Consider the following 24,823-nt stretch of genomic DNA (forward strand, 5'->3'; position numbering starts at 1 on the left):
GCCGCTCAGGCGGTCTCGGGCTTCTTTTCCTCGAGCAATTCGACGTCGAGGGCGAGACTCTGGAGCTCCTTCACCATGACGTTGAAGGATTCCGGCAACCCGGGTTCGAGGACATTCTCACCTTTTACGATGGCCTCGTACATACGGGTGCGGCCGGCCACGTCGTCCGACTTCACCGTCAGCATCTCCTGGAGGCTGTAAGCGGCGCCGTAGGCTTCGAGCGCCCAGACCTCCATTTCGCCGAGGCGCTGGCCACCGAACTGCGCCTTGCCACCCAGCGGCTGCTGGGTGACCAGCGAGTACGGACCCGTCGAGCGGGCGTGGATCTTGTCGTCGACGAGGTGGTGCAGCTTCAGCATGTACATGATGCCGACGGTCACCTCGTGGGCGAACGCGTCGCCGCTGCGGCCGTCGAACAGGCGGGTCTGGCCGCTGTTGGGAAGACCCGCCTTCTGCAGCCAGCCGAAGACCTCGTCTTCGGAGGCGCCATCGAACACCGGCGACGCGGTGTGGACGCCGGCGTGCGCGACCTGGGCGAGGCGGACGACGTCCTCGTCCCGCAGATCGTCGATAAACGATCCGTAGTCCTTGCCGTAGAGATCGCTCATCTTGCGGCGCAGGCCGGCGGCGTTGGTCTTGCCGTTCTGGTTGGCCTCGCTCGCGATCTGCGCACCGAGGGCGCGCGCCGCCCACCCGAGGTGGGTCTCGAGGATCTGGCCGAGGTTCATGCGGCTCGGCACGCCGAGCGGGTTCAGCACCACCTCCACCGGGGTTCCATCCTCGAGGTACGGCATGTCCTCCTCTGGAAGGATCCGCGACAGCACGCCCTTGTTCCCGTGCCGGCCGGCCATCTTGTCGCCCACCTGCAGCTTGCGCTTGATGGCGACGAAGACCTTGACCATTTTGATGACGCCCGGTGGCAGCTCATCGCCCGCCTTGAGGCGATCGAGCTTCTCGGTGAACGCCAGGCGGATGAGCGAGAGCTGCTCCTGCATGGCCTCGACCAGGCGCGTCACTTCCTCTTCGATCTTGGCGTCGCCGATCTTGATCTCCCCCCAGAGGCTGGTCGGGATCTCGTCGAAGTCAGCGGCCTCGATCACCTTGCCCTTGGCCAGCACGACGCGGCGCTGATCGTCGCTGATGCGGCTCCCGGCCTCCTTGCCGACGAGCAGCTTCTTCAAGTGCTTCAGGGTGGACTCGCGGATGATGCGCTGCTCGTCCTCTTGGTCCTTCTTCAGCTTCGCCGTCTCCTCCTCCTCGATGAGGCGGCTCCGCTCGTCCTTCGAGACGCCCTTGCGCGAGAAGACGCGGGCGTTGATGACGGTGCCCTCGACGCCCGGCGGCACCTTGAGCGAGGTGTCGCGCACTTCGCCGGCCTTCTCGCCGAAAATGGCGCGAAGCAGCTTCTCCTCTGGCGAGAGCTGGGTCTCGCCCTTGGGGGTGATCTTGCCGATCAGGATGTCGCCGGGTCGGACCTCGGCGCCGATACGGATGATGCCGCTGTCGTCGAGATCCTTGAGCGCGTCCTCGCCGACGTTGGGAATGTCGCGGGTGATCTCCTCGGGTCCGAGCTTGGTGTCGCGGGCGACGCACTCGAACTCCTCGATGTGCACCGAGGTGAAGAAGTCGTCCTTCACCACCCGCTCGCTGATCAGGATGGAGTCCTCGAAGTTGTACCCGCCCCACGGCATGAAGGCGACGAGCACGTTGCGGCCCAGCGCCAGCTCGCCCATCTCGGTGGACGAGCCGTCGGCGATGACCTCCCCGGCGTTGACGTGGTCGCCCTCGCGGACGATCGGCTTCTGGTTGATGCAGGTGTTCTGGTTCGAGCGCTGGTACTTCGTCAGGTTGTAGATGTCGACGCCGGGATCGCGCGGGCCGCCGCTCGGCTTGTCGGCGCGCACCACGATGCGGGTGGCGTCGACGGCCTCGACGATGCCGTCGCGCACGGCGACGATGGTGACGCCCGAGTCGCGGGCCACCACCTTCTCCATGCCCGTGCCGACCAGGGGCGCCTCGGTGCGCAGCAGCGGCACCGCCTGGCGTTGCATGTTGGCACCCATCAGCGCGCGGTTCGCGTCGTCGTTCTCGAGGAACGGGATCAGCGACGCGGCGACGCTGACCAACTGGTTCGGCGACACGTCCATGAAGTCCACCTCCTCCGGCGGAACCATCACGAACTCGCCGCCGCGTCGGGCGGACACGCGGTCGATGGTGAACTCCCCGCGAGCGTCCACCGGGGCGTTGGCCTGGGCGATGACGTGCTGCTCTTCCTCGAGTGCCGACAGGTAGCGCACGCGCTCGGTGACGCGGCCGTTCTCGACCTCGCGGTACGGGGTTTCGACGAATCCGAACTCGTTCACCCTGGCGAAGGTCGACAGCGACGCGATGAGGCCGATGTTCGGACCTTCCGGCGTCTCGATCGGGCAGACGCGACCGTAGTGCGTCGGGTGCACGTCGCGCACCTCGAAACCGGCGCGCTCCCGCGTCAGACCGCCGGGGCCGAGGGCCGAGAGGCGACGCTTGTGCGTGATCTCCGACAGCGGGTTCGTCTGGTCCATGAACTGCGACAGTTGGCTGGACCCGAAGAACTCCTTGATGACCGCCGACACCGGCTTGTAGTTGATTAGCTCCTGCGGCATCAGCGTCTCGATGTCCTGCAGGCTCATGCGCTCCTTGATGGCGCGCTCCATGCGGACGAGGCCAATGCGGTACTGGTTCTCGACCAATTCGCCGACCGCGCGGACGCGACGGTTGCCGAGGTGGTCGATGTCGTCGGTCTGGCCGTTGCCGTTCTTGAGCTCGATCAGGTAGCGGACGACCTGCAGAATGTCCTCGCGCCGCAGCGTGCCCTGCTCGAGCGGCGCGTCGAGCCCGAGACGGTGGTTCAACTTCAGACGACCAACGCGCGAGAGATCGTAGCGCTCCGGGTTGAAGAACAGATTGTTGAAGAAGGTCGTCGCCGTTTCGATGGTCGGCGGATCGCCGGGACGGAGCCGCTTGTAGATCTCGAGGATGGCGTCCTCGGGTGAGGCGACCTTGTCTTGCAGCAGCGTATTCCGGAGCGACGGCCCGATGTGGGTGTCGTCCATGAGCAGGACTTCGACGTCCTTGACGCCCGCGGCGCGCAGCCGGTCGAGGATCTCGGTGGTGAGCTCCTGATTGCACTCGAGCAGCACTTCACCGGTCTTGGGCTCGACGACGTCGTGCGCCGAGACGCGGCCGAGGACCTCCTCGAGGGCGACCGGGATCTCCTTCACTCCGGCGCTCTCCATCTGCTTGATGGACGCCTTGGTGATCTTGCGGCCTTCCTTGACGATGAGCTCGTTGCCGGCGCCGCGAACGTCCCGCGTCGCCTTGCTGCCGACGAGCTGCCCGGGCTTGAACACCTTCGCCAGGCGGTTGGCGTCGATGAGAACGGTGTCCTTCTTGTAGAAGTAGTTGAGCAGGTCCTCGGTGGTCATGCCGAGGGCGCGCAGCAGCACCGTCGCATGGAACTTGCGACGGCGGTCGATGCGCACGAAGAGGATGTCTCGCGGGTCGAATTCGAGGTCGATCCACGAGCCGCGATACGGAATGATGCGCGCGGAGTAGAGCAGCTTGCCGCTGGCGTGGGTCTTCCCCTTGTCGTGGTCGAAGAAGACGCCCGGCGAGCGATGGAGCTGGCTGACGATCACGCGCTCGGTGCCGTTGACCATGAACGTGCCGTTGGTCGTCATCAGCGGGATCTCGCCGAAGTAGACCTCCTGCTCCTTCACGTTCTTGATCGAGCGCGCACCAGTCTCGGGGTCGACGTCCCAGATCACCAACTGGATGGTGACCTTCAGCGGCGCGGCGAAGGTCATGCCGCGCTCGTGGCACTCCTGCACGGAGTACTTCGGTTCGCCGAGCGAGTAGCTGACGAACTCCAACGACGCGGTCTCGTTGAAGTCCTTGATCGGAAAGACCGACTTGAACACCCCCTGCAGGCCGACATCGCGGCGTTCGCCGGACGAGAACCCGAGTTGCAGGAACTCGTCGTACGACCGACGCTGGATCTCGATCAGGTTGGGGATGTCGATGATCTTGCGGATCTTGCCGAAATTCCGCCGTAGGCGGACATTGTGCGCTACGCGAACACTCATTCCGTCGCCCTCGCGATCACCGGGGTGAACTGCAGCACTACTTCAACTCGACGGTGCCGCCCGCCTCCTCGATCTTCTTCTTCATGTCCTCGGCCTGCGCCTTGGGCACGTCTTCCTTGACGGTCTTCGGCGCGCCGTCGACCAAGTCCTTGGCCTCCTTCAGGCCGAGGCCGGTGAGCTCGCGGATCACCTTGATGACCTGGATCTTCTTGTCGCCGGAGCCGGTGAGCACGACCGAGAAGTCTTCCTTCTCCGCCTCGGCCGCCGGCGCCGCGCCACCGCCGGCCAGCGCCGGGCCGGCCGCGATCACCGGCGCCGCCGCGGCTTCGATGCCGTAGACGTCCTTCAGGTAGTCACCGAGCTCCTGGGCCTTGAGCAATGTCAGGCCCATGATCTTGTCGCCAAGATCCTTCACTTCGTTCGACCAATCGCGTGCAGCTTCCGACATGTGTCCTCCCGTTCCCTTTCCGTGTGATATTTCGTCGCGGCGGCCCCTTCAGGCGCCACCCGCTTCTTCGAGCTTCGTGACCAACGCCTCGATGGCACCCGCGATGCGCTGCGCCGGTGCTTGCACCGAAGAAGCGATCCGCGACCCCGGTGACAGGGCCTGGCGGGCGATCCGCGCCTGCAGCGCCGGCAGAGCGGGCATCCTTGCCAGCGCCTTCACCCCGTCGCTCGGGATGATCTGGCCCTCGACGGCACCGCCGTCGATCTGCAGCTTGGCATGCTGCTCGGCGAAGTCGACCAGGGCCTTGGCGACGGCCACCGGGTCGGTGTAGCCGAACACCAGGCCGCGCGGGCCGACCAACAGGCTACCGCACTGCGCGTAGCGGGTCTCCTGCATGGCGATCTTGCCAAGCGTGTGCTTGGCGACCTTGAGCTCGCCGCCGGCAGCGCGCAGGGTGCGCCGCAGCGCCCGCGACTCCGCGGCCGTGAGGCCGAGATTCGAGGCCACCAGCGCGACGCTGGCCCTGCTGAAGCGCTCGTGCAACTCGGCGACCGAGGCTACCTTTTCGTCCCGATTCACGTCTGGCTCCTCACGCCGCTGCAAGCGTACGGACCGCGAGCGGGTTGACCTTGATGCCGGGTCCCATGGTCGAGCTCACCGACACGCTGATGACATAGTTGCCCTTGGCCGACGCCGGCTTCGCCTTGATGAGACTGCTGAGCGCGGCGTGCGCGTTGGCGATCAACTTCTCGGGGCCGAACGACGCCTTGCCGAACGGCAGGTGTACGATGCCAGCCTTGTCGACGCGATACTCGATCTTGCCGGCCTTGAGCTCGCTGACCGCCTTGCCGACATCGAAGGTCACGGTACCGAGCTTCGGATTCGGCATCAGGCCGCGTGGTCCAAGTACCTTACCGATGCGACCGACGAGCCCCATCATGTCGGGCGTCGCGACGGCGCTGTCGAACTCCAGCCAGCCCTCGTCCTGGATGCGCTTCACGAGGTCTTCGCCGCCGACCACGTCGGCACCGGCCTCCTTGGCCTCGCGCTCCTTCTCGCCCTTGGCGAACACTGCCACCCGCACCGCGCGGCCGGTGCCGTGCGGGAGAACGACGGTGCCGCGCACGTTCTGATCCGCCTGCCGCGGATCGACACCGAGGCGAACCGCGAGCTCCATCGTCTCATCGAACTTCGCCCGCGCGAGCTCGACGGCGAGGCCGACCGCTTCGTCGAGGGCGTAGCGCTGCTCGTGATCGACCCGCGTCAGCGCGCTCTTCATCCGCTTGCCAGTTGCCATTGCCTGTTCCTCGCCTCCTAGTCGACCACGTCGAGCCCGACGCTGCGCGCCGTGCCCTCGATGGTGCGCATGGCCGCCTCGAGCGACTCGGCCGAGAGGTCCGGCCGCTTCAGCTCGGCGATCTCCTTCACCTGCGCCCGCGTCACCTTGCCGACCTTGCCGCGCTTCGGATCGGCGGCGCCCTTCTCAACGCCGGCCGCCTTCTTCAGCAGCACCGATGCGGGCGGCGTCTTGGTGATGAACGTGAAGGAGCGATCGGCGTACACGGTGATGATCACGGGAATGATCATGCCCGGCTGGCTCTGCGTCCTGGCGTTGAACGCCTTGCAGAACTCCATGATGTTGACGCCGCGCTGGCCGAGCGCCGGCCCGACGGGCGGGCTGGGGTTCGCCGCCCCGGCGGGAATCTGCAACTTGATCTCTGCGATGACTTTCTTCGCCACCTAAGGGTCCTCCTGCGTCAGGCCTTCTCGACCTGGACGAAGTCGAGCTCGACCGGCGTCGCGCGGCCGAAGATGCTGATCAGCACGCGCAGCTTGCCCTTGTCGGGCTTGACCTCTTCGACGACACCGTTGAAGTCCTGGAACGGGCCGTCGATCACTTTCACGTGCTCGCCGCTCTCGAAGAGCACCTTCGGCTTCGGGCGCACTGCGCCTTCGGCCATCTGATCCGTGATCTCGCGCACCTCGCGCTCGGAGATCGGCGCCGGCTGCGTGGAACCGCCGACGAAGCCCGTAACCTTCGGCGTGTTCTTCACGATGTGCCAGGTCTCGTCGTTGAGCTCCATGTTGACGAGGATGTAGCCGGGGAAGAACATCCGCGAAGACGTCTTCTTGCGGCCCTTGACCAGCTCGACGACCTTCTCCGCCGGCACCAGCACGTCGCCGAAGGACGCCTCCTTGCCGAGCGCCTTGATGCGCTCCTCGAGGGCCGCCTTCGCCTTCTGCTCGTAGCCGGAGTACGTGTGGACGACGTACCACTCTTTCGCCATGGCGAGACTCACCGGAGAATGAACTGGATCAACTGTGAGAGAAGGAAGTCGACGGTACCGAGATAGATGCCGACGATCGCCACGACCGCGAGCACCACGGCAGTAGCGGCATAGGTCTCCGAGCGCGTGGGCCAGTGGACCTTCTTGAGCTCCGCCCACACTTCCTGGAGGAAGGTCATCGACCGCGGGACGACATCCCGCGCTTTGCTCAACTGTTCCTGTAGCGCCATAGCGTCTGTGTCGTTCGAGAAGCGGGCCAGGCAGGGCTCGAACCTGCAACCCCCGGATTTGGAGTCCGGTGCTCTGCCAATTAGAGCTACTGACCCCCGGTGGCGGCCTCGATCAGACCTTCCCCTCCTTGTGCGTCGTGTGCGATCGGCAGGTGGGACAGAACTTGCGGAAGGCGAGCTTCTCGGTGGTCTTCTTCTTGTTCTTGGTGGCCGTGTAGTTGCGACGCTTGCACTGGTCGCACTGGAACGAGATCAGGTCGCGCATGGGTTCCCTCCCCGATGATCAGGCGATGATCTTGGAGACGACGCCGGCGCCGACGGTGCGGCCGCCCTCGCGGATGGCGAAGCGCAGCCCCTCCTCCATCGCGATCGGCATGATCAGCTCCACCGCCAGCTTCACGTTGTCCCCCGGCATCACCATCTCGGTGCCCTCGGGCAACTGCGCCACCCCGGTCACGTCGGTGGTCCGGAAGTAGAACTGCGGCCGGTACCCCTTGAAGAACGGCGTGTGCCGCCCGCCCTCCTCCTTGGTCAGAATGTACACCTCCGCCTCGAACTGCGTGTGCGGCGTGATCGACCCCGGCTTCGCCAGCACCTGCCCGCGCTCGATCTCCTCGCGCTTGGTCCCCCGCAGCAGGCAGCCGATGTTGTCCCCCGCCTGCCCCTCGTCGAGCAGCTTGCGGAACATCTCCACGCCCGTCACCACCGTCTTGGTCGTCGCCTTGATGCCGACGATCTCGATCTCCTCGCCCACCTTCACCCGCCCCCGCTCCACCCGCCCGGTCGCCACCGTGCCCCGGCCGCTGATCGAGAACACGTCCTCCACCGGCATCAGAAACGGCTTGTCCACGTCCCGCGTCGGCTGCGGAATGTACCGGTCCACCTCCTCCATCAGCTTCAGCACCGCCGGCGCCCCCACCTCGCTCTTGTCGCCCTCGAGCGCCTTCAGCGCGCTGCCGCGGATGATCGGAATGTCATCGCCCGGAAACTCGTACTTCGACAGCAGCTCGCGCACCTCCAGCTCCACCAGGTCCAGCAGCTCGGCGTCGTCGACCATGTCCACCTTGTTCATGAACACCACGATCGCCGGCACCCCCACCTGGCGCGCCAGCAGGATGTGCTCGCGCGTCTGCGGCATCGGCCCGTCCGAGGCCGCCACCACCAGAATCGCGCCGTCCATCTGCGCCGCCCCGGTGATCATGTTCTTGATGTAGTCGGCGTGCCCCGGGCAATCCACGTGCGCGTAGTGCCGATTCTTCGTCTCGTACTCCACGTGCGCCGTGTTGATCGTGATCCCGCGCGCCTTCTCCTCCGGCGCCTTGTCGATCTGGTCGAACGCCACGAACTGCGCCGTCCCCGCCTCCGCCAGCACCTTGGTGATCGCCGCCGTCAGCGTCGTCTTCCCGTGGTCGATGTGCCCGATCGTCCCAATGTTGCAGTGCGGCTTCGTCCGCTCGAACTTCGCCTTTGCCATCGCTTTTCCTCTGATGTGTCGTGGTGAAGGGGTTGAGAGCCCAGGAGCGGAATCGAACCGCCGACCTCGTCCTTACCAAGGACGTGCTCTAGCCGACTGAGCTACCTGGGCATCCTTAGGCCCGCCGCCATCGCCGACTCGAGCCGCACGAAATGGAGCGGGAAACGGGATTCGAACCCGCGACCCTCAGCTTGGAAGGCTGATGCTCTAACCAACTGAGCTACTCCCGCATTGTCCAAAAGGCCGGCTGACCCAACAACAACAACGTCGTGAAGAGGATGGTGGAGAGGGAAGGATTCGAACCTTCGAAGGCAATTGCCGGCAGATTTACAGTCTGCTCCCTTTGGCCACTCGGGCACCTCTCCCCAGCTTGGAGCCGATGGCCAGAATCGAACTGGCAACCTACTGATTACAAGTCAGTCGCTCTACCTTTGAGCTACATCGGCTCACAGCGTTCTCGGAAAATGTCCTGGATCCAGGGGGCACGATTCCCGCCTGGCGCGAAACCTGCTTCCTAACAGCGATTCCTAGATGCTGTCAAGCCGCTGCAGTCGATCCAATCGCCGGGAGACATCGTACATGGCGACGGCTCCGGCAACCGAGGCGTTCAGGGACTCCACTCCCGCGCGTTGGGGGATCGACGCCCTGAGATCGCAGCTCGTCTCGACCAGGGGGTGGAGGCCGGTCTCCCCCCCGAGGACCAGGACCGGCCGGTCGGGCAGTTCCAGGTCGAAGATCGAGGTCCCCCCAATCGGAGTGAGGGCGATGCTCCAGTAGCCGACCTCGCGCAGGTCGACGAGCGCCCGGTGCAGGTTTGCCACCTGACAGATCGGGACGTCGTTGACCGCCCCGGCCGCCACCTTCTCCACCGCCCCCGTCACTCCGGCGGCGCGGTCGCGCGGAATGACGACCGCGGCAACTCCGGCGGCCGCCGCGGTTCGGACCAGCGCCCCGAAATTATGGGGGTCCTGCAGGTGATCCAACATGAGAACCGGTCCGGGGTCGGTCTCCAACACAACATCGAGGTCGGCGTACGGGAATGGCCCGACCAGCGCGGCGACGCCCTGGTGGGCGTCCGAACCGGTGAGGCGGCGCAGCGTGTCACCCTCGACGATTCGCACCGCGATGCCATGCCCACGCGCCGCGCGCTCGAGGATGGCGCGGCGCGGATGGTCACCGCGCAGGACGCACACCTCGCGCACCGAGGCGGGCTGTGCCACCAGCCGGCGCTCGACGGCGTTGATGCCGAACGTCCAGTAGCTCGTCGCTTCGCGCCGCCTGCGCCCGCGCGCGTTTACATCCCGCTGGCCCTTCACTAGCATCCTCCTCCGAGTGACGATCCTCGACCGCTACATCCTGCGCGAGATGGTCGTGCCGTTTCTTCTCGGCCTGGCAATCTTCACCTCGATCCTGCTGATCGTCCGCATCCTCAAGCTCGTCGAGCTGGTGGTCAACCGCGGGGTCCCACTCGCCCAGATGGTGCGGATCTTCTCCTACATCCTTCCCGCCTTCCTCGAGGTCACGGTCCCGATGGCGCTGCTGCTGGCGATTCTGGTCGCCTTCGGCCGCCTCTCGTCGGACAGTGAGGTCATCGCCATGCGGGCGGCCGGCATCAGCCTGTATCGCCTGCTGGTGCCGGTGGCTATCTTCGCCTTCGTCATCGCGCTGCTCACCGGCTGGCTGTCAGTCACGGCCCGTCCGTGGGGCAACAGCCATCTCCGCCAAGGGCTGTACGAGATCGTGAAGACGCGAGCCGCCGCCGGGATCAAGGCGAAGGTGTTCAACGACGAGTTCAAGAATCTGGTGATCTATGTCGACCGTATCCGCTCGGCCAGTGATGTGCTCGAGGGGATCCTCGTCGCCGACACCCGCGACCCGTCGCTCCACAACACCGTCTACGCCACGACCGGACGGCTGATTACCAATGAACGGCGGCACAGCCTCACCCTCCGGCTCGAAAACGGCGGCATCTACAGCACCGGCGACAAGGACGAAGGCTATCAGGACACGCGCTTCACGACCTACGACATCACGCTCGACCTCAACGCGGCGCTGTCGCAGCTACGCGATCGCGAGCGCGACGTCAGCGAGCTCACGCTGCACGAGTTGCGCGACACCATCGCCGAGAAGGTCGCGAGCGGCGACCCGGCGAACGCCGAGCGCGTCGAGATCCAGCGCAAGCTCGCGATCCCCTTCGCCTGCCTGGTCTTCGCGGCGATCGGCGTGCCACTCGGCATCCAGCCGACCCGCGCCGTGCATTCTCGCGGCTTCTCGTTGAGCCTCGGCCTGATCTTCCTCTACTACCTGCTCCTGACCTTCGGACAGAACCTGGGCGACCGCGGGTCGCTGCCGCCGGTGGTCGCGGTGTGGCTGCCGAACGTGGCGCTCACCGTGGTCGCCGCGATCCTGCTGCTACGAGCCGGCCAAGAGGCGGCGCACACGCCACAGTCACTGCGCGAACGCATCACGGCCTGGCTGCGCCGGGTGGTCGCGCGGCGCAGCCGCGCGACGGGATGACCATGGCGACGCCGCCGCGTCCGTTCACCGTCATCAACCGCTACGTCGCTCGCCAGTTCCTGTCGCTGCTGGCACCGATCCTTGCCGCCTTCATCCTGCTGTACATCATCATCGATCTCTTCGATCGCCTCGACATCCTGCTGCGCCACGACGCGACCGTCTCGGCAGCCGCACGCTACTTCCTCTTCAAGATCCCGCTGATGCTGACGCAGATCACGCCGCCGGCGGTCATCACCGCAGCGCTGTTGACCTATGGGCTGCTGGGGCGACGCAACGAGATCATCGCCTTCCGCTCCGGCGGCGTGAGTCTGGCACAGACCGCCACCCCCGTGCTCGTCCTGAGTCTGGCGATCAGCGCCGCAGCCCTGATCTGGAACGAGACGGTGGTGCCCTACTCATCGCGCAAGTTCCAGTACGTGAACAACGTCGAGATCCGCAAACGCGCCCTGCGAGGCGTCCTCAGCGAGCGCGCCATCTGGTTTCATGGCGCCGACGGCTTCTACCACATCGACTACGTCGACCGGGACCGGCAGGCCATCTTCGACGTCACCATCTACCGCCTCGACGGAAGCTTCCGACTGCGCAGCGTCGTGCACGTGCCACGCGCTGATTGGCGCAACGGCCAATGGCGTACGACGAACGCGGTCGAGTACTCGATGACCGACGGCTCGGTCAGCGGCACCCCGATCCCGGTCGACGGACTGCACGTCGCCGAGACCCTGGACGACTTCCTCGAGGTGCAACGCGAGCCGGAGGAGCTCAGCTTCACAGCGCTGCGCGAGCGCATCGACGACCTGGCGCGCAAGGGCATCGACGCTTCGCACTACCTCGTCGATCTCTACCTGAAGCTGGCGCTCCCATTCGCCAACTGCGTCCTGGCCGTGATCGCAGTGCCGATCGCAGGCCGCCTGCGCCGCCACCCGAGCATCGCCGCGATCGTCGGCATCGGCACGGCCGTCGGGTTCGGGTATTGGGTCGTGCTCGGCCTGTCGACCTCGCTCGGGCAGACTGGCGCCCTGCCACCGCTGGTAGCCGCATGGGCCGCCAACGGTGTGTATCTGCTGCTCGGTGTCGCGCTCTTCCTCTCGAGCGACTGACGCCGCGCCGCTCAGCGCTTCGAGTACTGCGGACGCTTGCGCGCCTTGTGGCGACCGTACTTCTTGCGCTCGACCTCGCGCGGATCCCGGGTCACGAAGCCCGCCTTCTTGAGCGCTGGGCGGAAGTCCGGGTTCGCCTCCATCAGCGCACGAGTGATGCCGTGGCGGATCGCCGACGCCTGTGCCGACACCCCACCGCCGACCACGTTGGCGGCGACGTCGTATGACCCCTTGGTGCTGGTCAGCTCGAGCGGCTGATTGACGATCATGCGCAGCGTCGGACGACCGAAATACTCCTCGAGTGAACGCCGATTCACACTCACCTTGCCATCGCCCGGCAACAGCCGGACGCGCGCCACCGCCGTCTTTCGCTTGCCCGTGGCCGCGTGGGCCGCCGTCCGTTCAGCCATCACTTACTCCCTGCTTCCCGCCGCCGGCAGGTCGATGACCGCCGGCTGCTGGGCGGCGTGCGGATGCTCCGCCCCCGCATAGATTTTGAGTTTGGTCGCAAGCTGCCGGCCGAGGCGATTTTTCGGCAGCATGCCCGTGATCGCCAACCGGAGGAGCCGCTCGGGATGCGACGCCCGCATCCGCCCCGCGCTTTGCGCCCGGATACCACCGGGGAAGCCGCTGTGCCGGTAGTAGATCTTGGTCTCTTCCTTCGGACCGGTGAGCCGCACCTGCTCGGCGTTGACGATCACCACGAAGTCGCCGCAGTCGACGTGTGGGGTGAAGGCGGGCTTGCCCTTGCCGCGCAGCAGCTTGGCCGCCTCCGACGCGACGCGCCCGAGAACTCGGTCGTGCGCGTCGATGACGTACCAGCGGCGGCCGGCAAGCGCCTCTTCGCGCGTCAGCATGGCGGTCGACTTCATCATGTGCTCCGTGGTGTCGCGTGCGTGTGAAAAATGGCGGGGTGGACGGGACTTGAACCCGCGACCTCCGACGTGACAGGCCGGCGTTCTAACCGAGCTGAACTACCACCCCGATATGTGCTGTGTGCTGTCGTTTCCCCCGGCGCGTCACGCCGGGCTCGCGGGAGAGAAGTGGTGGGCGGTATCCGATTTGAACGGATGACCTCCGGCTTGTAAGGCCGATGCTCTCCCGCTGAGCTAACCGCCCGCCCGGGTCATCCAGCCCGCCCGCCGTTTTTCCGAGATCAACCGTTGATTTCGTCCTTGAGCGTCTTGCCGGGCTTGAACTTCGCAGCTCGCGAAGCGGCGATCTCGATGCTCTCGCCCGTCTTCGGATTGCGCCCCGTCCGCGCCTTCCTGGTCGAAACCGAAAAGGTCCCGAAGCCGGATATGTTGACCTTGTCGCCCTGCTTCAGCGCCGCCACCATCTCGTCAAACATGGTGTTCACCGCCCGTTCAGCGGTCGCACGGGGCAGATCGACTTTGCTTGCTACGGATTCGATGAGCTCGGCTTTGGTCATTCCGTCCCCTGTCGTCGCGGCGACGTGAGTAACCCCGGCGCTATAACAGCGCACCGGTAGCGAGTCAACCAAGCCGTCGCGGCTGAAGTGACCGGCTGGCGGCGGTCAGTGAGCGACCACGTCCCCGAATGCCGGCTGCGTGGCAGACGCCACCGTCGTCGCCGGCTCGGCGGCGATCGGCTTGCGGAACAGCTCGTCCGGATTGTCGAGCACGAGCGCCCTCCGCAGCACTTGGTCCATGTGGTCGACCATGATCAGCTCGACCGAGCGCAGCACGTTGGCGGGGATGTCCAGAATGTCCTTTTCGTTCTCGGCAGGGATGAGCACGGTCTTGATGCCACCGCGATGGGCGGCGAGCACCTTCTCCTTGAGGCCGCCAATCGGCAGCACGCGGCCACGCAAGGTGACCTCTCCGGTCATCGCAAGGTCGTGCCGCACTCGCGTCTTGGTGAGCGCCGACACCAGGGCCGTGGCCATCGTGATGCCGGCCGACGGACCGTCCTTGGGAATTGCCCCCTCGGGAACGTGAATGTGGATGTCGATGTTCTGGTAGAAGTCGCGCTCGAGCCCGAGCTCGTCGGCGCGCGAACGCACGTAGCTGAGCGCCGCCTGCGCCGACTCCTGCATCACGTCGCCGAGGCGACCGGTGATGATCAACTTGCCCTTGCCGGGCATGATCGTGACCTCGGTCGCCAGCAGCTCACCGCCCAGTTCCGTCCAGGCAAGACCAGTGGCCGTGCCGACGCGGCTGTCCTCCTCGGCCTTGCCGTAGCGATACTTCGGTGGCCCGAGATACTTCGCCAGCACCTTGCCGTTCACCCGCACGTGCGCCGACCGATCGGTCTTCACGACTTCCACCGCCACCTTGCGGCAGATCGCGGCGATCTCGCGCTCGAGGTTTCGAACCCCCGCCTCCTTCGTATAGTGGCGGATCACGCCGAGCAGGGCGTTGTCCGAGATCTCCACATTCTCGTCCTTGAGCCCGTTCGCCTCGCGTTGCTTCTTCACCAGGTACTTGCTGGCGATGTGCAGCTTCTCGACCTCGGTGTAGCCGGCGATGCGAATGATCTCCATGCGGTCCTGGAGGGGCCGCGGAATCCCCTCGAGGGTGTTCGCAGTGGTGATGAACATCACCTTCGAGAGGTCGTAATCCACGTCGAGGTAGTGATCGTTGAAGCTGGCGTTCTGCTCCGGGTCGAGGACCTCGAGCAGAGCCGATGACGGGTCGCCGCGGAAGTCGGTCGACATTTTGTCGACCTCATCGAGCAGGAACACCGGATTGCTCGATCCCGCCTTCTTCATGGACTGGATGATCTTGCCCGGAAGAGCGCCGATGTAGGTACGACGGTGGCCGCGGATCTCCGCCTCGTCGCGAACGCCGCCGAGCGAGATGCGAACGAACTTGCGCCCGGTGGAGCGAGCGATCGATTTGCCGAGCGAGGTCTTGCCGACGCCCGGAGGGCCGACCAAGCAGAGGATCGGCCCCTTCATCTGGCCCGCCAGCGACTGCACCGCCAGGTATTCGAGAATGCGCTGCTTCACCTTCTCGAGTCCGTAGTGGTCCTCTTCCAGGACCTTCTCCGCTTCGCCGATGTCCAACTTGTCGTCGGTGAACTCGTTCCAGGGTAGGGAGATGATCCAGTCGATGTAGTTGCGAACGACCGTCGCCTCGGCCGACATCGGCGACATCATCTTGAGCTTCTTCAGCTCCTTCTCCGCCTTCTCCTTGGCCTCGGCGGACATCTTCTTCTGCTTGATCTTCTCCTCGAGCTCCTGGATCTCGTTCTTGAATTCGTCCTTCTCGCCGAGCTCCTTCTGGATCGCCCGCATCTGCTCGTTGAGGTAGTACTCCTTCTGGGTCTTCTCCATCTGCTTCTTGACCCGAGTACGGATGCGTTTCTCGACCTCGAGGATCTCGATCTCCGAGCGCATGTTGCCGAGGACGCGCTCCAGCCGCTCGGCTGGGTTTTCGATTTCGAGCAGCGCCTGCTTGTCCTCCAACTTCACCCCGAGGTGGGCGACGATGGTGTCCGCGAGCCGCGCCGGGTCCTCGATCGAGGCCACCGACATGATCATCTCGGGCGGAATCTTCTTGTTCAACTTGACGTAGTGCTCGAACGTCGAGTTGATCGAGCGGGTCAGTGCCTCGATCTCAGTGCTCTTCGGGCAGACCTCCTCGATCTCCTCCGCCTCGACCAGGAAGTACTCACTCTGGTCGACGTAACGGACGACGCGCGCCCGCTTCTTGCCCTCGACCAGCACCTTCACCGTGCCGTCCGGCAGCCGGAGCAACTGCACGACCGTACCGAGCGTGCCGACGCGGTAGATGTCGTCCTCGCCTGGATCGTTGGTCTTCGCCTCGCGCTGCGCCGCCAGGAGGATGAACTTCTGTTTGTTCATCGCCTCTTCCAGCGCCTTGATCGATTTCTGCCGGCCGACGAACAGCGGCACGACCATGTGCGGGAAGACGATGATGTCGCGCAGCGGCAGCAACGGCACCCGCAGGAGATTGCCGCCTGGGCCGTCCTCGCGATCTTTCTTATCGTTCCGAAAGAGCATGTAGGGTCCTTTGTCCGAACGGCTCACCGCTCACGCGGTCTCGGCCGTCTTCTGATAGAGGACGATCGGCTGCTCGCGCTTGGTGATCACTTCCTCGGCGATCAGCACTTCCTTGATGTTGGGCTGCGACGGGATGTCGTACATCACGTCGAGCATCACGTCCTCGAGAATGGCGCGCAACCCGCGGGCGCCGGACTTGCGGCGCAGCGCCTCGCGCGCGATCGCGACCAATGCACCGTCCGTGAACTTGAGGTGGACGCCCTCCATCTCGAAGAGCTTCTGATACTGGCGGGTGAGCGCGTTCTTGGGCTCCTTCAGGATCCGCACCAGGTCCTGCTCGTGCAACTCGTCGAGGGTGGCAATGACCGGCAGGCGGCCGATGAATTCCGGGATGAGGCCGAACTTCAGCAGATCTTCGGTCTGAACCTCGTGCAGCAGATTCCGCTGCGGGCCGTGCTCGCGGGCGCGGATCTCGACCCCGAAGCCGATGCCCTTCATGCCGATGCGCCGGCGGATGATGTCGTCGAGGCCGACGAACGCGCCACCGCAGATGAACAGGATGTTCGAGGTGTCGACCTGCAGGAACTCCTGCTGCGGGTGCTTGCGGCCGCCCTTCGGCGGCACGCTGGCCGTCGTTCCCTCGATGATCTTCAGCAACGCCTGCTGCACGCCCTCGCCGGACACGTCGCGGGTGATCGACGGGTTGTCCCCCTTGCGGGAGATCTTGTCGATCTCATCGATGTAGACGATGCCGCGCTGCGCCTTTTCCACGTCGTAGTCGGCGTTCTGCAGCAGACTGAGGATGATGTTCTCGACGTCCTCTCCGACATACCCGGCCTCGGTCAGGCTGGTGGCGTCGGCGATCGTGAACGGCACCTGGAGGAATCGGGCCAGCGTCTGCGCCAGCAACGTCTTGCCGGAACCCGTGGGACCGACGAGCAGGATGTTCGACTTCTGCAACTCGACGTCGCCCGTGACCAGTTGCGAATCGATGCGCTTGTAGTGGTTGTGGACCGCCACCGCGAGCACCCGCTTGGCGCGCTCCTGCCCGATCACGTATTGGTCCAGGACCTTCTTGATCTCGGCCGGCTTGGGCACCGCCGAGGTCGAGGTGAGCCCCTCCTCCTGGTCGCACTCCTCGGCGATGATGTCGTTGCAGAGGTCGATACACTCATCGCAGATGTAGACCGTCGGGCCGGCAATCAGCTTTCGGACCTCGTCCTGGCTCTTTCCGCAGAAGGAGCAGACCAGGTTGCCGCTGCGATCGTCACCGTGCTTCGCCATACGACACCCGCTCACACTTTCTTGATCGACCGGCTGACGATGACCTCGTCCACCAGTCCGTATTCCACTGCTTGCTTGCCGGTCATGAAGAGGTCGCGGTCCGTGTCCTTCTCGATCTTCTTGAGACTCTGGCCGGTATGCTTCACCAGGATGTTGTTGAGTTGCTCGCGCAGACGCAGGATCTCCCGCGCCTGGATGTCGATATCCACGGCCTGCCCCTGCACGCCACCGAGCGGCTGGTGAATCATGATGCGGGCGTGCGGCAGGGCATACCGTTTGCCGCGCGCTCCGGAGGCGAGCAGCCACGCGGCCATGCTCGCCGCCTGACCGAGGCACAGGGTCGAGACCTCCGGCCGCACGTATTGCATGGTGTCGTAGATCGCCAGGCCGGCGGTCACCGAGCCGCCTGGAGAGTTGATGTAGAAGTGGATGTCCCGCTCCGGGTCCTCGGACTCGAGGAACAGGAGCTGCGCGGTGATCAGGTTGGCGACGTCGTCAGTGACCGGCGAACCCAGGAAGACGATGCGATCCTTGAGGAGCCGCGAAAAGATGTCGAACGCACGCTCACCGCGACCCGTTTGCTCGATTACGATCGGAACCAGATTCATGCCGCGGCGCCACTCCCAAGCAAAAGTCTAGCCGTTTCCAGAGACCCCAGCAACGCCCGATGGGCGCGCGACGTCGGTAATGTTGGCACGAGCGACGAGCAGATCGAGTGCGCGGTCCTGCAGCAGTCGACTGCGCAACCCGGCGCGCGCCCCCGGGTCCTGGTAGAGCGCGCGGACGCGCTCGCGCGCCTTGCCGGCGGTCTCGGCCAGGCGATCGATGTGGGCGTCGATCGTCGCGTCGTCGACGGCGAGGTGCTCCTGCGCGGCGATGGACTCGAGCAGCAGCGTTGCCTTGACCTGGTTGCGCGCCTGCTCCTGCAGGTCGTGCAGCAGCCGTGCGCGGAACTCCGCGGCCCGGCTGGCCGGCGGTCGGCGCGGACCAAGCCCCTCGAGCACCTCGTCGGCGAGCAGCTCGGCGCGCCGGTCGATCATCGACTGCGGCACGTCGAACTCGTGCGCTTGCACCAGCTTGGCGACCAGAGCCGACCGCACCGCCGCGGCCGCGTCGCGCTGCGCCGCGACATCGAGCTGCTGCTTGACCAGCGCGCGCAGCGCGTCGACGGTGTCGACGTCGCCGTGGGCCTTGGCGAATGCCTCGTCGAGCGCCGGCACGTCGCGCCGCGCCAGCGCCGTCACCGTCGCCGTGAAGCGCACCGTCTTCCCGGCGAGGTCGGGGTTCTGATGCTCGGCTGGATAGGCGATCTCGAACTGCACCGGCACGCCCAGCAGGGCGCCTGCGAGATGCGCACCGGGTCCCTCCTCCGCCGACCCGCCGACCTCCACCAGCCGCTGGTCGCCTCTGCCGACCAGCGCGTCGCCGACCCGCGCCTCGTAGTCGATGGTCGCGATGTCGCCCGCCTGCGTCTCGTGGCGGTCGCTGATCGACACCAACGTGGCGTTTCGCTCGCGCAGGCCGGTGAGGAAGTAGTCGACGTCGGAATCGGCGATCGCGTGCACGGGCCGCTCGACCGCGAGGCCGGCATAGCCGGTCGCGGTGACCGACGGTCGCACCTCGATCGTCGCCGAGTAGCGCAGCGGCGCCCCGGGCTCGGCGCTCTCGGTGATGATCTCGGGCGAGCTCACCGGCTGCAGGTTCTGCTCGCGCACCGCGTCCAGATACGACTCCTGCACCAGACGGCCGAAGACATCGGCGCGCACCTGATCGCCGAACATCTTCTCCAGCACGGCGCGCGGGGCGCGCCCCTGCCGGAACCCGGGAACGCGGGCGCGCTGCTTGAGCTGTGCGTAGGCGCGTTCGAGCTCGGCCGCGACCTCGGCGGCGGGTATCTCGACGGCCAGCCGCCGACGCACCGCATCGACGGATTCCAAGGCTACCTTCGTCATCAAGGCCGCTCCATGACTAACGGGATCAGTACGGTGATTCAAGAAAATGCCGCGCCAGTTGCGCGTCGTGCGAGAGGGGGGACTCGAACCCCCACGGGTGGCCCCACTAGATCCTAAGTCTAGCGCGTCTACCAGTTCCGCCACTCTCGCGTGGTCGCGCGGGGCGCGGCTGCGATCTCGCCTGTAGCAGGCCCGCTGCCGCCGCCGCAATAACGGCTCGAGCCCCGCACGGAGCGGCGCCGCTGTCGCGCCGGGACGCGCTCCCGCGCGCTTGCCGACACAGATGGTATGTGCGAACCATCGACGCACGCTCGCATCGGCGAGCCGCAGGCTTGCACCCACAGGGAGGAACCATTCGATGGCGCGCATCAGCGACCTACTCGGCAAGGACGCCGATTCGCTTCTCACCCACACCTGCAAGACGATCGACCGGTCGCTCCTCCACATCCCTGGCCCCGACTTCGTCGATCGCGTCCTGTCGCACACCGACCGGCCGATCCCCGTCCTCCGCAACCTGCAGTCGATCTTCAACCACGGACGCCTCGCCGGCACCGGGTACCTGTCGATCCTGCCCGTCGATCAGGGCATCGAGCACAGCGCCGGCGCGTCGTTCGCACCCAACCCGCTCTACTTCGACCCCGAGAACATCGTTCGCCTCGCCATCGAGGGCGGCTGCAACGCGGTGGCGACGACGCTGGGCGTGCTCGGCGCGGTGGCACGGCGCTACGCCCACAAGATTCCCTTCCTCCTGAAGCTCAACCACAACGAGCTCCTCACGTATCCGAACAAGTTCGACCAGATCATGTTCGCGCACGTCCAACAGGCGGCCGACATGGGCTGCGCCGCGGTCGGGGCGACGATCTACTTCGGCTCCGCCGAGTCCGGCCGGCAGATCCAGGAGGTGTCGGCGGCGTTCCAGGCCGCGCACGAGCTGGGCATGGCGACGGTCCTGTGGTGCTACCTCCGCAACGACGCCTTCAAGAAGGACGGCGTCGACTACCACGTGGCCGCCGACCTCACGAGCCAGGCGAACCACCTCGGCGTGACGATCGAAGCCGATATCATCAAGCAGAAGGCGCCCGAGAACAACGGCGGCTACACCGCACTGAGCTTCGGCAAGACCAGCAAGCTGGTGTACAGCGCGCTCACCAGCGACCACCCGATCGACCTCACCCGCTACCAGGTTGCCGGTTGCTACATGGGCCGCATGGGCCTCATCAATTCGGGCGGCGCGTCGTCTGGCGCGGGCGACTTCGAGGAGGCGGCGAAGACGGCGGTGGTCAACAAGCGCGCCGGCGGCATGGGCCTGATCTCCGGCCGCAAGGCGTTTCAGCGGCCGATGGACGAGGGCGTCAAGCTGCTCAACATCATCCAGGACGTCTACGCGGACCCGGCGATCACCATCGCCTGAGCCGCCCGACCTGGTGCCGCTGCCACGTGCGATCGCTGGCTGACTGCGCAACCGTCGCATGCTCGATTCGGTCGCCTTCGTCTTCCCGGGCCAGGGATCCCAGGCGGTCGGGATGGGCACCGACCTCTGCGCGCACTTCGCCGGCGCGCGCGATCTCTTCGCCGAGGCCGACGATGCCCTGGGCTTCTCCCTCTCCCGCATCATCCGCGAGGGGCCGGCGGACGAGCTGACGCTGACGGCCAACACCCAACCAGCGATCCTCCTGGTCAGCGTCGCCGCCTATCGCGCCCTCGGCCTCGAGCCCGCCGCCGTCGCCGGCCACAGCCTGGGCGAGTATTCCGCCCTGGTTGCCGCCGGGTCCCTGAGCTTCCGCGACGCCGTCCGCCTGGTCCACCAGCGGGGCCGCTACATGCAGGAGGCGGTTCCCGCCGGCGAGGGCGCCATGCTGGCCCTCATCGGCGCCGAGGAGAACGCCATTCGCGCCGCCATCGCTGCCGACGGTGGCGCGGTCGACATCGCCAACGACAACGCGCCCGGCCAGATCGTCATCGCCGGCGCGCGCGACGCCGCCCGTCGCGTCGCCGGCGCGGCCGGCGCTCGCCAGATCATCGAGCTGCCGGTGAGCGCTCCCTTCCACTGCCGCCTGATGCAGCCGGCGGAGGAGCGCCTGCGCGGCGACCTCGCCACGGTCGCCCTCGCCGCACCGCGCATCCCCTTCTACAACAACGTCGACGCCGCGCGCGCCGCCGATGTCGACGCGGTGCGCGACGGGCTGGCCCGCCAGGTCAGCCGCACCGTGCGCTGGACGACACTGGTGCGCACGATGATCAGGGAACAGCACCTGACGACGATCGTCGAGGTCGGACCCGGCACGGTGCTGAGCGGCCTGGTGCGCCGGATCGATCGCGCGATCGAGCGGCTGGCGGTTGGCGACGTCGCCTCGGTCGAGGCGGCGCGCGCGCGCTTGGCTGCCTGACGCGCAACCGCCGTTCGAGCCGACGCGTCGCGGCTCCCACCATCCGTCGCGGCTCCGGACGGCGCTTGCGCCTCCGCGGCAGACCCGATAGCCAGCCGCCATGATCGTCTGCCTCGATCTGGAAGGCGTGCTCGTCCCCGAGATCTGGATCAACGTCGCCGAGGCCACCGGCATCGAGGCGCTGCGCATCACCACGCGCGACGAACCCGACTACGACAAGCTGATGCGCAATCGCATCGCGATCCTGGAACAGCACGGGCTGCGCCTGCGCGACATCCAGGCGGTCATCCGCCGCATGGGTCCGCTCGACGGCGCGCGCGACTTCCTCGCCTGGCTGCGCGGCGAGCACCAGGTCATCATCCTGTCCGACACGTTCTACGAATTCGCCGCCCCGCTGATGGAGCAGCTCGGCCATCCGACACTCTTCTGTCACTCGCTGGTGGTGGACGCCGACGACAGGGTGCGCGACTACCGGCTGCGCATCGAGGATGGCAAACGCCGCGCCGTGATGGCGCTCAAGCTGTTGAACTTCGACGTCGTGGCCGCCGGCGACTCGTACAACGACACGGCGATGCTCGACGAAGCCGACGCCGGAATCCTCTTCCGGCCGCCCGACAACGTGATCCGCGAGTTTCCGCAGTTCCCGGTCACCCGCACCTACGACGAGCTGCGCGCCGCGATCGCGCGCGCCGCCGGCTGAGCGTCATCGATCGTCGGCAAGCGCCCGGAGGTCGCGGATCACCGCCTCGGGCATCGTCGGCTCGAGTCCGTGATAGTAGCCGCGGATCTGGCCGACGCCGTCGACGAGGACGAACCGATCGCTGTGGGCGATGAGCTCGCCGCCCTCGACGGCCACCGCATCGGGCGCGCGCTCGCTGACGCTGAGACGGAACCCGCCGCCGATCAGGTCGTACAGCGCATCGCGCGGTCCGGTGAGGAAGAGCCAGTCGTCGCCGTCGGCGCCGACGCGCCGCGCGTAGTCGCGCAGCACCGCCGGGGTGTCGTGCGCGGGATCGACGCTGAACGACACGAAACGGGCCGGTAGACCGGTATCGGCGACCCGCCGCCGCAGCTCCGCCATGCGCGAGGAGAGCGCCGGACACATCCCGGTGCAGCGCGTGAAGATGAAGTCGGCGATCCACGGTCCGCCATCGAGATCGGCGCGCCGGATCTCGCGCCCGGAGCGCTCCGTCAGCGCGAACGCGGGAACCACTCCGAACGCCGGGGGCGGCTGCGGGCGATGCGCCTGGCGCGCGATGAGCAGGGCCGCGGCCGTGGCGGCCACGGCGATGGCGACCGCGAGGATCACCAGTGGACGCCAGCCGCGCCCCGCGGCGGCAGTCGGCGAACCCGCGCTCACAGCAGGTAGACCATCAGATAGAGCGGAGGCCACATCGCGACGACGAACATCCAGTAGAGGTGGGAGACGGCCACGTCCACCCGCCTCGCATGGGTGAAGGCGATCGCCCGCCCGCGCCACAGGACGATCCCCAGGATGAGCACCGCGGCGATGACGTGCAGCCCGTGCAGCCCGATCAACGAGTAGAACATGCCGCCGTAGATGCCGGACGACAGACGCAGCCCGTACCCGATCAGGCGCGCCCATTCGCTGCCCTGGGCGACGAGAAAGACGACGCCGAGCAGCAGCGTCGCCCACAGCCAGCGCCGGCAGGCCGCGCGCGCGGCCACGCGCGCCGCGCGCGCGGCTCTCCAGACCGTCGCGCCGCTGAGCAACAGCACCAACGTGTTGGCGCCGGTGACCGCGATCGGCAGCCGCGGCTGTCCCGGCGGCGGCCATGCGGCCGCTTGGGCACGCAGGGCGAGGTAGGCGGCGATCAGCGACCCGAAGAGCACCACCTCGCTGCCGATGACGAGCTTCATTCCCAGCAGCGCCGGGCTGTCGCGGACGCCGTCGCCGTTGCTCGCGACCGGTCCGCCGGCGCGGTGGACCAGTCGCAAGGGCCGGGACGCGGTGCGATGCGGCGCGTTCGGCGCCATGACTCGCCCGGCTCGCGGCGCCGGGTCAGCGCAGCATCGCGCCGCTCAGCGTCCCACCCGGTCGAAGGCCATCATGCTCAACAGGACGGGCAGATAGACCAGCGACGCGAGAAGGAGCCAGCGCGCCGAACCGGCGCGGCGGATCGCAAAGGCGACCGCGGTGGCGAGCAGACCGCCGCCGAGGATCAGCGCCACCGCGAGGTACAGGGGACCGGCCATGCCGAGCAGCGCCGGCGTCACGCCCACCGCCGCCAGCGCCAGGCTGTAGCTGAGCACCGCGCGCTCGGTCCGACGCGTGTCCGGCTCCACCACCGGCAGGAGCCGGAATCCCGCATCCGCGTACTGATCCGCGTAGAGCCGCGCGATCGCGAGCGAGTGCGGGATCTGCCAGAGGAAGAGGATCGCGAACAGCACCACCGCGCCGTCGCCGAAATCGCCGCGCGCCGCCACCCAGCCGGTCACCGGTGGCAGCGCACCCGGCACGGCACCGACGATGGTGCACAGCGGCGTGATCCGCTTCAGCGGCGTGTAGATGAACAGGTACACGGCGGAGGTCACGGCCGTGACGGCGGATGCCAGCGGGTTCACCGCCAGCAGGAGCTGGGCGAGCCCGATCACCGTCAGCGCGCCACCGAACAGCAGTGCTGGCAGTGGCTGGACCCGACCTGCCGGCAGCGGCCGCCGCCGCGTGCGCGCCATGCAGGCATCGAGATCGCGCTCCAGATACTGGTTCAGGGCCAACGCCCCGGCCGCCGCGAACGCCGTGCCGGCCATCGCGTGGAGAAAGAGACCGGCGGGAATCGCGCCGGGCGCGCCGAGATAGAATCCGGCCGCGGCCGTGATCACCACCATGGTCACGAGGCGCGGTTTGGTCAGCGCCAGGTAGGCGGCCATCACCTGTCCGGTGGCGCGCGTCTCGGCTCCCCCAATCGCCTCGGCGACTCGATTCATGGTCGGAAATCCAGCCGCCTATATGGTCAAGTTCCGCTTCTCCGCGCAACGGGGGTCCATGCCCTGGGCGCCGGCGCGCCAG

25 protein-coding genes and 8 tRNA genes are annotated in these 24,823 nt (G+C 66.7%); 5 read left to right on the top strand and 28 right to left on the bottom strand.

From position 1 onward, the window contains the following. Positions 1 to 5 precede the first annotated feature (5 nt). The 15 genes from rpoB to KF840_10745 form a co-directional block, all read right to left on the bottom strand. Positions 6 to 4,124, bottom strand: coding sequence for a DNA-directed RNA polymerase subunit beta (rpoB, locus tag KF840_10675; GenBank protein ID MBX3025362.1), 4,119 nt, complete (start codon positions 4,122 to 4,124; stop codon positions 6 to 8). A gap of 37 nt (positions 4,125 to 4,161) precedes the next feature. After that, positions 4,162 to 4,572 (bottom strand): 50S ribosomal protein L7/L12, encoded by a 411-nt coding sequence (gene rplL / locus KF840_10680; GenBank protein ID MBX3025363.1) that lies wholly within the window; start codon positions 4,570 to 4,572, stop codon positions 4,162 to 4,164. Between the two features lie 48 nt (positions 4,573 to 4,620). Then, on the bottom strand, positions 4,621 to 5,151 hold the full coding sequence (gene rplJ / locus KF840_10685; protein ID MBX3025364.1) for a 50S ribosomal protein L10: 531 nt from the start codon (positions 5,149 to 5,151) through the stop codon (positions 4,621 to 4,623). 10 nt (positions 5,152 to 5,161) lie between these two features. Continuing rightward, complete coding sequence (gene rplA, locus KF840_10690) at positions 5,162 to 5,869, bottom strand: 50S ribosomal protein L1 (GenBank protein MBX3025365.1); 708 nt, start codon at positions 5,867 to 5,869, stop codon at positions 5,162 to 5,164. Positions 5,870 to 5,886: 17 nt separating this feature from the next. Further along, positions 5,887 to 6,312, bottom strand: coding sequence for a 50S ribosomal protein L11 (gene rplK / locus KF840_10695; GenBank protein ID MBX3025366.1), 426 nt, complete (start codon positions 6,310 to 6,312; stop codon positions 5,887 to 5,889). A 17-nt stretch (positions 6,313 to 6,329) separates the two neighbouring features. Continuing rightward, positions 6,330 to 6,860, bottom strand: coding sequence for a transcription termination/antitermination protein NusG (gene nusG / locus KF840_10700; protein MBX3025367.1), 531 nt, complete (start codon positions 6,858 to 6,860; stop codon positions 6,330 to 6,332). A gap of 8 nt (positions 6,861 to 6,868) precedes the next feature. Then, a complete protein-coding gene (gene secE, locus KF840_10705) occupies positions 6,869 to 7,072 on the bottom strand; it encodes a preprotein translocase subunit SecE (protein MBX3025368.1) in 204 nt (67 codons plus the stop codon). 40 nt (positions 7,073 to 7,112) lie between these two features. Next, positions 7,113 to 7,186, bottom strand: a tRNA-Trp gene (locus KF840_10710). A gap of 16 nt (positions 7,187 to 7,202) precedes the next feature. After that, complete coding sequence (gene rpmG / locus KF840_10715; protein MBX3025369.1) at positions 7,203 to 7,355, bottom strand: 50S ribosomal protein L33; 153 nt, start codon at positions 7,353 to 7,355, stop codon at positions 7,203 to 7,205. Positions 7,356 to 7,373: 18 nt separating this feature from the next. Continuing rightward, positions 7,374 to 8,564 carry an elongation factor Tu gene (gene tuf / locus KF840_10720; protein ID MBX3025370.1) on the bottom strand — a complete coding sequence of 397 codons (1,191 nt, stop codon included), beginning with the start codon at positions 8,562 to 8,564 and terminating at the stop codon, positions 7,374 to 7,376. 37 nt (positions 8,565 to 8,601) lie between these two features. Beyond that, positions 8,602 to 8,675, bottom strand: a tRNA-Thr gene (locus tag KF840_10725). A gap of 42 nt (positions 8,676 to 8,717) precedes the next feature. Continuing rightward, positions 8,718 to 8,794: transfer RNA gene (locus KF840_10730), tRNA-Gly, on the bottom strand. 49 nt (positions 8,795 to 8,843) lie between these two features. Further along, positions 8,844 to 8,929 (bottom strand) — tRNA-Tyr (locus KF840_10735). A 6-nt stretch (positions 8,930 to 8,935) separates the two neighbouring features. After that, a tRNA-Thr gene (locus KF840_10740) sits at positions 8,936 to 9,010 on the bottom strand. Between the two features lie 81 nt (positions 9,011 to 9,091). After that, positions 9,092 to 9,880 carry an RNA methyltransferase gene (locus KF840_10745; protein ID MBX3025371.1) on the bottom strand — a complete coding sequence of 263 codons (789 nt, stop codon included), beginning with the start codon at positions 9,878 to 9,880 and terminating at the stop codon, positions 9,092 to 9,094. Positions 9,881 to 9,896: 16 nt separating this feature from the next. Between KF840_10745 and lptF the strand changes: the two genes are divergently transcribed. Next, positions 9,897 to 11,081, top strand: coding sequence for an LPS export ABC transporter permease LptF (lptF, locus tag KF840_10750; protein MBX3025372.1), 1,185 nt, complete (start codon positions 9,897 to 9,899; stop codon positions 11,079 to 11,081). Positions 11,082 to 11,083: 2 nt separating this feature from the next. Further along, the gene (lptG, locus tag KF840_10755) at positions 11,084 to 12,178 is read left to right on the top strand and encodes an LPS export ABC transporter permease LptG (protein MBX3025373.1); all 1,095 of its coding nucleotides are present in this window, start codon (positions 11,084 to 11,086) and stop codon (positions 12,176 to 12,178) included. 11 nt (positions 12,179 to 12,189) lie between these two features. On the opposite strand, the gene rpsI is transcribed toward lptG, so the two are convergent. The 10 genes from rpsI to KF840_10805 form a co-directional block, all read right to left on the bottom strand. After that, on the bottom strand, positions 12,190 to 12,588 hold the full coding sequence (gene rpsI / locus KF840_10760; protein MBX3025374.1) for a 30S ribosomal protein S9: 399 nt from the start codon (positions 12,586 to 12,588) through the stop codon (positions 12,190 to 12,192). 3 nt (positions 12,589 to 12,591) lie between these two features. Beyond that, positions 12,592 to 13,050, bottom strand: coding sequence for a 50S ribosomal protein L13 (gene rplM, locus KF840_10765; GenBank protein MBX3025375.1), 459 nt, complete (start codon positions 13,048 to 13,050; stop codon positions 12,592 to 12,594). A gap of 34 nt (positions 13,051 to 13,084) precedes the next feature. Further along, a tRNA-Asp gene (locus KF840_10770) sits at positions 13,085 to 13,162 on the bottom strand. 60 nt (positions 13,163 to 13,222) lie between these two features. Further along, positions 13,223 to 13,297: transfer RNA gene (locus KF840_10775), tRNA-Val, on the bottom strand. A gap of 37 nt (positions 13,298 to 13,334) precedes the next feature. Then, positions 13,335 to 13,610: an HU family DNA-binding protein gene (locus KF840_10780; protein ID MBX3025376.1), complete on the bottom strand. Its 276-nt coding sequence runs from the start codon at positions 13,608 to 13,610 to the stop codon at positions 13,335 to 13,337. A gap of 105 nt (positions 13,611 to 13,715) precedes the next feature. Beyond that, positions 13,716 to 16,169: an endopeptidase La gene (gene lon / locus KF840_10785; GenBank protein MBX3025377.1), complete on the bottom strand. Its 2,454-nt coding sequence runs from the start codon at positions 16,167 to 16,169 to the stop codon at positions 13,716 to 13,718. A gap of 30 nt (positions 16,170 to 16,199) precedes the next feature. Continuing rightward, complete coding sequence (gene clpX, locus KF840_10790) at positions 16,200 to 17,453, bottom strand: ATP-dependent Clp protease ATP-binding subunit ClpX (GenBank protein ID MBX3025378.1); 1,254 nt, start codon at positions 17,451 to 17,453, stop codon at positions 16,200 to 16,202. Positions 17,454 to 17,464: 11 nt separating this feature from the next. Next, positions 17,465 to 18,061 (bottom strand): ATP-dependent Clp endopeptidase proteolytic subunit ClpP, encoded by a 597-nt coding sequence (gene clpP / locus KF840_10795; protein MBX3025379.1) that lies wholly within the window; start codon positions 18,059 to 18,061, stop codon positions 17,465 to 17,467. Positions 18,062 to 18,088: 27 nt separating this feature from the next. Further along, on the bottom strand, positions 18,089 to 19,405 hold the full coding sequence (tig, locus tag KF840_10800) for a trigger factor (GenBank protein ID MBX3025380.1): 1,317 nt from the start codon (positions 19,403 to 19,405) through the stop codon (positions 18,089 to 18,091). 68 nt (positions 19,406 to 19,473) lie between these two features. Beyond that, positions 19,474 to 19,555: transfer RNA gene (locus KF840_10805), tRNA-Leu, on the bottom strand. 208 nt (positions 19,556 to 19,763) lie between these two features. On the opposite strand from KF840_10805, the gene KF840_10810 reads away from it, so the two are divergent. The 3 genes from KF840_10810 to thrH all read left to right on the top strand — a co-directional run bounded on the left by KF840_10810 (position 19,764) and on the right by thrH (position 22,492). Then, complete coding sequence (locus tag KF840_10810) at positions 19,764 to 20,816, top strand: class I fructose-bisphosphate aldolase (protein MBX3025381.1); 1,053 nt, start codon at positions 19,764 to 19,766, stop codon at positions 20,814 to 20,816. A gap of 58 nt (positions 20,817 to 20,874) precedes the next feature. After that, positions 20,875 to 21,792, top strand: coding sequence for an ACP S-malonyltransferase (gene fabD, locus KF840_10815; protein MBX3025382.1), 918 nt, complete (start codon positions 20,875 to 20,877; stop codon positions 21,790 to 21,792). A 100-nt stretch (positions 21,793 to 21,892) separates the two neighbouring features. After that, positions 21,893 to 22,492 (top strand): bifunctional phosphoserine phosphatase/homoserine phosphotransferase ThrH, encoded by a 600-nt coding sequence (thrH, locus tag KF840_10820; GenBank protein MBX3025383.1) that lies wholly within the window; start codon positions 21,893 to 21,895, stop codon positions 22,490 to 22,492. A 3-nt stretch (positions 22,493 to 22,495) separates the two neighbouring features. Here the strand turns inward: thrH and KF840_10825 are convergent, their stop codons facing one another. The 3 genes from KF840_10825 to cyoE all read right to left on the bottom strand — a co-directional run bounded on the left by KF840_10825 (position 22,496) and on the right by cyoE (position 24,741). After that, the gene (locus KF840_10825) at positions 22,496 to 23,101 is read right to left on the bottom strand and encodes an SCO family protein (protein MBX3025384.1); all 606 of its coding nucleotides are present in this window, start codon (positions 23,099 to 23,101) and stop codon (positions 22,496 to 22,498) included. A gap of 47 nt (positions 23,102 to 23,148) precedes the next feature. After that, entirely contained in the window at positions 23,149 to 23,751 is a 603-nt protein-coding gene (locus KF840_10830; protein MBX3025385.1) for a heme-copper oxidase subunit III, read from the bottom strand. 84 nt (positions 23,752 to 23,835) lie between these two features. Continuing rightward, positions 23,836 to 24,741 (bottom strand): heme o synthase, encoded by a 906-nt coding sequence (cyoE, locus tag KF840_10835; protein MBX3025386.1) that lies wholly within the window; start codon positions 24,739 to 24,741, stop codon positions 23,836 to 23,838. Between the last annotated feature and the right edge of the window lie 82 nt (positions 24,742 to 24,823).

The organism is bacterium (assembly GCA_019637795.1).
In the GTDB taxonomy this organism is placed as follows: domain Bacteria; phylum Desulfobacterota; class Binatia; order HRBIN30; family CADEER01; genus JAHBUY01.